The sequence below is a fragment of the bacterium genome, from assembly GCA_026398675.1.
In the GTDB taxonomy this organism is placed as follows: Bacteria; RBG-13-66-14; RBG-13-66-14; order RBG-13-66-14; family RBG-13-66-14; genus RBG-13-66-14.
This window is the reverse complement of record JAPLSK010000324.1, coordinates 1-7,165: the sequence shown is the minus strand read 5'-3', so window position 1 is coordinate 7,165 and position 7,165 is coordinate 1. Positions and strand designations below refer to the sequence as shown.

Annotated in this window: 7 protein-coding genes; 3 read left to right on the top strand and 4 right to left on the bottom strand. The window is 66.7% G+C overall.

What is annotated here, in order from left to right; translation table 11 throughout:
- From NTW26_09455 to NTW26_09440, 4 genes are all read right to left on the bottom strand, one after another.
- A partial coding sequence (locus tag NTW26_09455) for an FAD-dependent oxidoreductase (GenBank protein ID MCX7022479.1) occupies nucleotides 1-613 on the bottom strand: 613 nt, incomplete at its 3' end.
- Between the two features lie 546 nt (nucleotides 614-1,159).
- Complete coding sequence (locus tag NTW26_09450; GenBank protein ID MCX7022478.1) at nucleotides 1,160-1,474, bottom strand: MGMT family protein; 315 nt, start codon at nucleotides 1,472-1,474, stop codon at nucleotides 1,160-1,162.
- Nucleotides 1,475-1,489: 15 nt separating this feature from the next.
- Entirely contained in the window at nucleotides 1,490-2,296 is an 807-nt protein-coding gene (locus tag NTW26_09445) for a hypothetical protein (GenBank protein ID MCX7022477.1), read from the bottom strand.
- Between the two features lie 21 nt (nucleotides 2,297-2,317).
- Nucleotides 2,318-2,527 (bottom strand): TOBE domain-containing protein, encoded by a 210-nt coding sequence (locus NTW26_09440; protein MCX7022476.1) that lies wholly within the window; start codon nucleotides 2,525-2,527, stop codon nucleotides 2,318-2,320.
- 383 nt (nucleotides 2,528-2,910) lie between these two features.
- Here NTW26_09440 and hisC point away from each other — a divergent pair, with 383 nt between their 5' ends.
- From hisC to purM, 3 genes are all read left to right on the top strand, one after another.
- Entirely contained in the window at nucleotides 2,911-4,029 is a 1,119-nt protein-coding gene (gene hisC, locus NTW26_09435; protein ID MCX7022475.1) for a histidinol-phosphate transaminase, read from the top strand.
- A 2-nt stretch (nucleotides 4,030-4,031) separates the two neighbouring features.
- Nucleotides 4,032-5,543 carry an amidophosphoribosyltransferase gene (gene purF / locus NTW26_09430; protein MCX7022474.1) on the top strand — a complete coding sequence of 504 codons (1,512 nt, stop codon included), beginning with the start codon at nucleotides 4,032-4,034 and terminating at the stop codon, nucleotides 5,541-5,543.
- Nucleotides 5,544-5,670: 127 nt separating this feature from the next.
- Entirely contained in the window at nucleotides 5,671-6,714 is a 1,044-nt protein-coding gene (gene purM, locus NTW26_09425) for a phosphoribosylformylglycinamidine cyclo-ligase (protein MCX7022473.1), read from the top strand.
- The last annotated feature ends 451 nt before the right edge of the window (nucleotides 6,715-7,165 follow it).

Genomic DNA, 7,165 nt, shown 5'->3' with positions numbered 1-7,165 from the left:
GGGTGGATGTGTAGAGGTAGACCTTTCCGGCGCCGCCGGTGCAGAGGAACGTGGCCCGCGCCCGGTAGAAGACGACCTCGTCGCCCTCCACCGCCGCCACCCCGACGCACTGGTTGAGGCCGTCGGGTCCGGGGGCCAGCGTCAGCTCGTAGGTCAGGGAGTTGGTGACGATCTCGACCCCGCGCTTGCGGGCGGCGGCCAGGAGCGCTTTTTCTATCTCGTAGCCGGTCAGGTCGTTGGCGTGGACGATGCGGCGCGAGGAGTGGCCGCCCTCCCGGCCCAGCTCGAAGTCCCCGCCGGGGTCCCGGGTGAAGTCGGTTCCCAGCTCCACCAGCTCCCGGACCCGCTCGGGCCCCTGGCGCACCATCAGCTCCACGGCGTCGCGGTGGCAGAGTCCGACCCCGGCCTTGAGGGTGTCGGCGACGTGGTGCTCGAAGGAGTCGCCGGGGGCGATGACCGCCGCGATACCGCCCTGGGCCAGGTTGGTGTTGCTCTCGGCGGCTTCCTTCTTCGTCAGAACGACGACGGAGCCCCTGGAGGCGGAGCGCACGGCGATGGAGAGCCCGGCGATGCCGGAGCCGATGACGAGAAAGTCGCACTCGCGGATTTTCATGGTGGTCGAGTGGTCTTGTTGAGGTGCGGGGCTAGTTTAGCCCAGGGGCGGATGTGTGTAAAGTAGGGCGGGGATTTTATTCACTGCTGGATTTCCGTTCCCTGCCATGACCCTCACCCCCACCCTCTCCCTTGAAGGGAGAGGGGGCCAAGGAGCCCCCCACCCCAACCCTCCCCCCAAAGGGGGGAGGGGACCGGTCCGCGCTGCGCCGATTGTGGTGACGTAGGGGCGGGTCTGGCGACCCGCCCGCGGGCCGACCGGTCGGTCGGCCCCTACGAGTCGCAATCAAACGGGCGACCGTGGAGGACTCGTCCTACCGGTCGCCCCTACGAGGTTGTTGTGCGGTTCGTAATGTAGGGCGGGGATTTTATTCCCCGCCGCTTTTTTCTAAGGTAGCCCTCACCCCTATCCCCTCTCCCACAGGGAGAGGGAGACAGCTTCACCCCTCACCCCAACCCTCTCCCTTAAAGGGAGAGGGGGCCAGGGAACCCCCCTCCCTAGCCCGTAAGCGCGCTTCCCCCCAGAGGGGGGAGGGGACAGGCCGCGTCAGGCCGGGTTCCAGCGGAAACGCTTCAGGTCTATCCGGTCCCGGTCGTCGAAGATGATCCCCTCGGCCGCGAGCATGGCCCGCTGCTCCTCATACCCGCGGCCCGGCGGGAGGGAGACGGTCCCCCGGCCGTTCACCACGCGGTGCCAGGGGAGGCTTTCGGCCGCCGAGGAGGAGTGGAGGAGCCGGACGACCTGGCGCGCGGCCCGGGGGTTGCCGGCCAGATCGGCTATCTGACCGTAGGTGGCTACCCGGCCGCCGGGGACGGCCCGGATGACGGCGAGCGCCCGCAGGGTGAAATCCGTCCTCGCCACGGGCTTCCCTCTTTTTCAGGGGATGATTTGGATCGAGACCTTCGTGCCGTCGTGGGGGTGGATGCGCGCGGGGAAGCTCTTGCCGAGCTTCGACCGGAGCAGCCCGATGACGTTGGTCGGCAGCGGCACGTCCTTGTCGAAGGTGTACGGCTCCCCGCCCTTGGGCGTCACCTCGATGGTGGCGCGGACGATGGGGTTGAAGTCCTGGCTCCGGCCGGTGTCCTCCAGGGCGAGGTACTTGGCGGTGCCGTCAATCCCCTCGGCCTCCAGGAGCCGCTTGTCCATCTCGCTCCACTTGGAGCCCACGGAGGGCGCCACCACCTCTCCGCCCGACGAGCCCCGCTGCCAATCAATGATGATTTTGTCCGGGTTGTCGGGGTCTATCTTTATCGGGATGACCGCGCCGGGCTGGAACTGCGGCACCGACGCCCGGGGGATGATGGAGTCCAAGCTGACCGGGTAGGGCGGCACGTTGCCGTCGTGCACCTCGAGCTGCAGGTTCAACAGCGGCTGGTCGTTGATGGTGACTATCCCGCCCTCGGAGTTCTCGCCGATGGCCAGCACCACGGCGGTGGCTTCACGGCCCTCCGCCTGGATGTGCTTCGATTCCTTGGTCCCGAAGAGGGAGCCGAAGGCGCCCTTGAAGGGCAGAATGGACATCACGACCACGAGGAGGATGAGGACTACCCAGATGATGGTGTTCACGGTCTCGCCCAGCACCACCTCGGGGTCCCATCCCGTTATTTCCGGCAGCAGACCGTAGAGGATCAGGGGGATGGGCGACAGGAAGGGGAGGATAAACAATTTGGCGAATTTGGCCATGCTTGGCTCCTGGGGTTGAAGTTACTCCTTGACGGGCAGGACGTGGATGGCCTTGATCACGAGGCGGACCTCGTCGCCGGGTTTCAGGCCCAGGTGCTCCAGCGACTCCACGGTCAGGACCGAGGCCATCTCGGCGGGGGTGGTGACGTCGAACTTGACCAGGGCCATGATGTCGCCCTTCTTCACCGAGGTGACCCTGGCGGTTATCTGGTTTCTGGCGCCGTACTTCACGAAAGCTCCTTCGGGTGGTTCGAATGTTGGGGTCAGTTTATCCCAGGGCGCGGATTTGTGTAAAGGGCAAAAAAGGGGTGTCGCCGGGGTCGCCTCGATTGCGATGACGTAGGGGCGGGTCTCTTGACCCGCCCGCGGGCGACCGTGGACGGTCGCCCTTACGGCGAATCGGCATTGCCGGTGAATGTAGGGCGGGGATTCCATCCCCGCCGCTTTTTTCGCTGGCTGCCCTCACCCAAACCCGCTCCCACAGGGAGAGGGAAACCGCGCCGCCACTTACCCCCATCCCCGCACGCGAGCCGCGCCCTTTACCTCCCCCCCGGCCCGTGTTAAAATCCCGTTCCAATATCCACGCCCACCGCCAAAACCCACCGGGAGCCGCCATGTTCCGCGTGCGCGAGAACGTCCTGGGCATCCGCCCTTACAAGCCGGGCAAGCCCTCCGATGAGCTCAGGCGCGAGCTGGGCATCACGGGCGAGATAGTCAAGCTGGCCTCGAACGAGAATCCGCTGGGCCCCCCGCCCCGGGTGATGCGCGCGCTCCGGGCGCACGTGGGCGAGGTCCACCTCTACCCGGACGACAACTGCTACTACCTGACGCAGGCCCTGGCCGAGCACCACGAGGTGGACCCCTCCATGATAATCGTGGACCGGGGCTCGTCGGGCGTCATCGAGCTGGCGGCCAAGCTCCTCGTAAACCCCGGCGACGAAGTCGTTTACTCCGAGAAGAGTTTTCTCATGTACGCGCTGATGGCGCAGACCTTCGGCGCGGTGCACCGGAGCGTCCCCCTGCGCCCGGATTACGTCATAGACCTGGACGGGATGCTGGCCGCGATAACCCCCAAGACCAAGCTCATCTACCTGGCCAACCCGAACAACCCCACGGGGACGTACAACGACGCGGCCTCGCTTGCGCGGTTCATCGGGGCGCTGCCCGAGCACGTGGTGCTGGCGCTGGACGAGGCGTACGTGCTCTTCGCCGACGACCTGGTCGGCGATTACGAGTCGGGCCTCAAGTACCTCCTCGCCGGCCGGCGGAACGTATTCATCCTGCGCACCTTCTCCAAGTCCCACGCCATGGCGGGCCTGCGGGTGGGGTACGGCATCGGGGACCCGGAGCTCGTGACCGAGATGCACAAGGTCCGCGCCCCGTTCAACGTCGTTTCCCTCTCGCAGCACGCCGCCCTGGCTGCCCTGGAGGACACGGACTTCGTCGCCCAGACCCTGAAGGTCAACCGCGAGGGGATGAAGCGGCTCCACGACGGCCTGCGGGGGCTGGGCTTCGAGACGGTGCCCTCGGCGGCCAACTTCGTCCTCTTCCCCGCCGGCACGGCTGAGCGCGCCGCCTTCCTCTCGGACGGCCTGTTGAAAAAAGGCGTCATCGTCCGGCCCATGACCGCTTTCGGCCTCCCCGACCACATCCGCGTCACCGTCGGCCTGGACTGGCAGATCGAGGTCTTCCTCGAGGGTCTGGGGGCGGTCCTGAAAACCGAAAAGAAGTGACATTGAACCACGCGACCCAATCGGACCGTCCCCGCGAGGAGTGCGGCGTATTCGGCATTTTCGGCCATCCCGAGAGCGCCGTTTACACCTACCTCGGCCTCTACGCCCTGCAGCACCGGGGCCAGGAGTCGGCGGGCATCGCCTCGCGCCTGACCGACGGCACCATGCGCTTCCACCGGGCCATGGGCACGGCCGCCGAGGTCTTCGACGAGCGGGAGCTCCGTCGCTTGAAGGGCGACGCCGCCATCGGCCACGTCCGCTACTCCACCACCGGCGCCAGCCGCCTCTTGAACGCCCAGCCCATCTACGTCGAGTTCGGCAAGGGCAAGCTCGCCGTGGCCCACAACGGCAACCTCACCAACGCCCAGAGCGTCCGCAAGAGCCTCGAGGCCCAGGGCTCCATCTTCACCACCACCACCGATTCCGAGGTGATGGTCCACCTGATGGCGATGAGCCGGGAGCACGACCCCGAGGGGTTCATCGGCGACGCCCTGCGGCAGTGCCAGGGCTCCTTCTCCCTGGTGGCCCTGACCCCGGACCGGCTGGTGGCCGTGCGCGACCCGCGGGGGATACGCCCCCTGTGCCTGGGCACCCGCGAGTGGACCGACGAATGGGGGGAGACCCACCTGGCCTGGCTCGTTTCCAGCGAGTCCTGCAGCTTCGACGTGATAGACGCGCGCTACGAGCGGGAGATAGCCCCCGGCGAGATGGTCGTGGTGGACTCGGGCGGCCTCAAGAGCGTGTGGCCCTTCGACCCCAAGCCCGAGGCGTTCTGCGTCTTCGAGTACGTCTACTTCGCCCGCCCCGACTCGGTCCTGCGGGGCAAGAGCGTTTACGGCGTGCGCAAGGAGCTGGGGCGGCGCCTGGCGGAACAGATAGCCGCCGCCGGCGTCACCGGCGACGTGGTCATCGCCGTCCCCGATTCGTCCAATCCCACCGCCCTGGGGCTGGCGCAGGCCTCCGGCATACCCTTCGAGTTCGGGCTCATCCGCAGCCACTACGTGGGCCGCACATTCATCGAGCCCAAGCAGCAGATACGCGACTTCGGCGCCAAGCTCAAGTACAACCCCGTCCGCGCCGTGCTCAAGGGCAAGAAGGTCATCTGCGTGGACGACTCCATCGTGCGCGGGACGACCTCGAAGAAAATCGTCAAGATGCTCAAGGCCGCCGGCGCCTTGGAGGTCCACCTCGCCATTAGCTGTCCCCCCTGGCGCTACCCCTGCTACTACGGCATAGACGTCAGCAATTACATGGAGCTCGTCGCCAACGAGAGCTCCTCCATGGACCGGGTGCGGGAGTTCATCGGCTGCGAGACGCTGACCTACCTGACGCTGGAGCATCTTTTGGAGGGGACGGGCCTGCCGGTGGACAGCTTCTGCCACGCGTGCTTCGACGGGAACTACGTGGTGCGACCGGAGGGGGCGATTCACGGGCCGGGCCAGCCGCAGTTGTTTTTGGGGCTGGCCGACGCCGGGGGGCACAAGGAGTCCGAGTTCCCCGAGGGCGAGAGGTAGGGCCCTGCCGGGGGGGTTCACGTCGTAAAAAAACGGGCGACCGTGGACGGTCGCCCCTACGGATGCATCGCACGGATTACGTAGGGGCGGGTGTCCACACCCGCCCGCCAAGATTGAGTGAGGTTGGATGAGCGAGCGCAATCCGTATAAAAAGGCTGGTGTTGACGTAAACGCCGGGGGGCGGTTCGTGGAGGCCATAAAACCCCTGGCCGCCTCGACGCGCATCCGGGGCTGCGTGGACGCGCTGGGCGGCTTCGGCGCCGCCTTCGACCTGAAAGCCGCCGGGCTAAAGGACCCGATCCTGGTCTCCGGCACCGACGGGGTGGGGACCAAGGTACTCGTCGCCATCCGGGCCGGGGTCCACGACACCATCGGCATAGACTGCGTGGCGATGAACGCCAACGACGTGCTGTGCGCGGGGGCGCGGCCGCTCTTTTTCCTGGACTACCTGGCCACCGGGAAGCTCGACGCGGCGCGGGACACGGCGATACTTTCCGGCGTGGCCGAGGGCTGCCGGCGGGCGGGATGTGCGCTCATCGGCGGCGAGACGGCGGAGATGCCCGGTGTATATGAGGAAGGCGACTACGACCTGGCGGGCTTCGTCGTGGGGGCGGTGGAGCGGGGGCGCGAGTTTTCGCCGCAGAGGGTTTCACCAGGCATGGCGCTGGTGGGCCTCGGCTCGTCGGGGCTGCACTCCAACGGGTTTTCGCTGGTACGCAGGCTCGTTTTCGAGGAGGCTGGTCTGGACGTGGACGCCCGCGTGGATGTGTTGGGTAAGACCGTGGGCGAGGAGCTGCTCACGCCCACGCGGATTTACGCAAAACTGCTGCCGCTTTTTAACAAACACGGGACGGCGGCGCTGGCGCACATCACCGGGGGCGGCATCGCCGGGAATCTGGGGCGGGTGATTCCGCCGGGGCTCAAAGCGGTCGTCAAGCGGGGAAGCTGGCCGAGGCAGCCGGTCTTCGCCTGGCTCCAGGGGCTGGGCAAATTGACGGCCGAGGAGATGGAGCGGGTGTTCAACTGCGGGCTGGGGCTCATCGCCTGCGTGCCGGAGGATAAGGCCGAGGCGCTGGTGGCCGACCTCGCCGCCGCCGGGGAGTTCGCCTACCGGGTGGGCGAGGTCCTTCCCGCCAGGGAAGGTGAGCCCCGGGCGGTGGTCGTGGATTAGCCGGGGGTCGGTGTCCGGCCCACAGGCGCGCCTCATATAAATGTAGGGCGGGGATTTTAACCGAGCGAAGCGAGCTATGCCTCCGGCAAATCCCCGCCGTTTTTTTATAATGTAGCCCTCACCCTCAATCCCTCTCCCACAGGGAGAGGGGGGCCGCTTCACCCCCCGCCGCTTTCACCCCTCACCCCCGCCCTCCCCCCAAAGGGGGGAGGGGGTCGCTGCAACCCTCACTCCAGCCCGTAAGCGCGCTTCCCCCCGTAGGGGGGAGGGGGATTTTTTCGGCGGGGAGAATCTACCCACCCTGCATTAATAAAGACCGAGAAACCACTCAATTACCCCCTTGGCAACCGAGGTCCGGTTGTGGCAAAATCTGGGTCCCTTTGCTCCGCGCTTTTTATAACGAACCCTCCCCGCTTCCAGTTCACCGGAGGCGAGACATGCCCCTGACCTT

What these genes read in the sequence shown, in the direction of transcription:
- purM (MCX7022473.1), top strand. Translation starts at nt 5,671, where the DNA reads ATGAGCGAGCGCAATCCGTATAAAAAGGCTGGTGTTGACGTAAACGCC.
- NTW26_09445 (MCX7022477.1), bottom strand. Translation starts at nt 2,296, where the DNA reads ATGGCCAAATTCGCCAAATTGTTTATCCTCCCCTTCCTGTCGCCCATC.
- hisC (MCX7022475.1), top strand. Translation starts at nt 2,911, where the DNA reads ATGTTCCGCGTGCGCGAGAACGTCCTGGGCATCCGCCCTTACAAGCCG.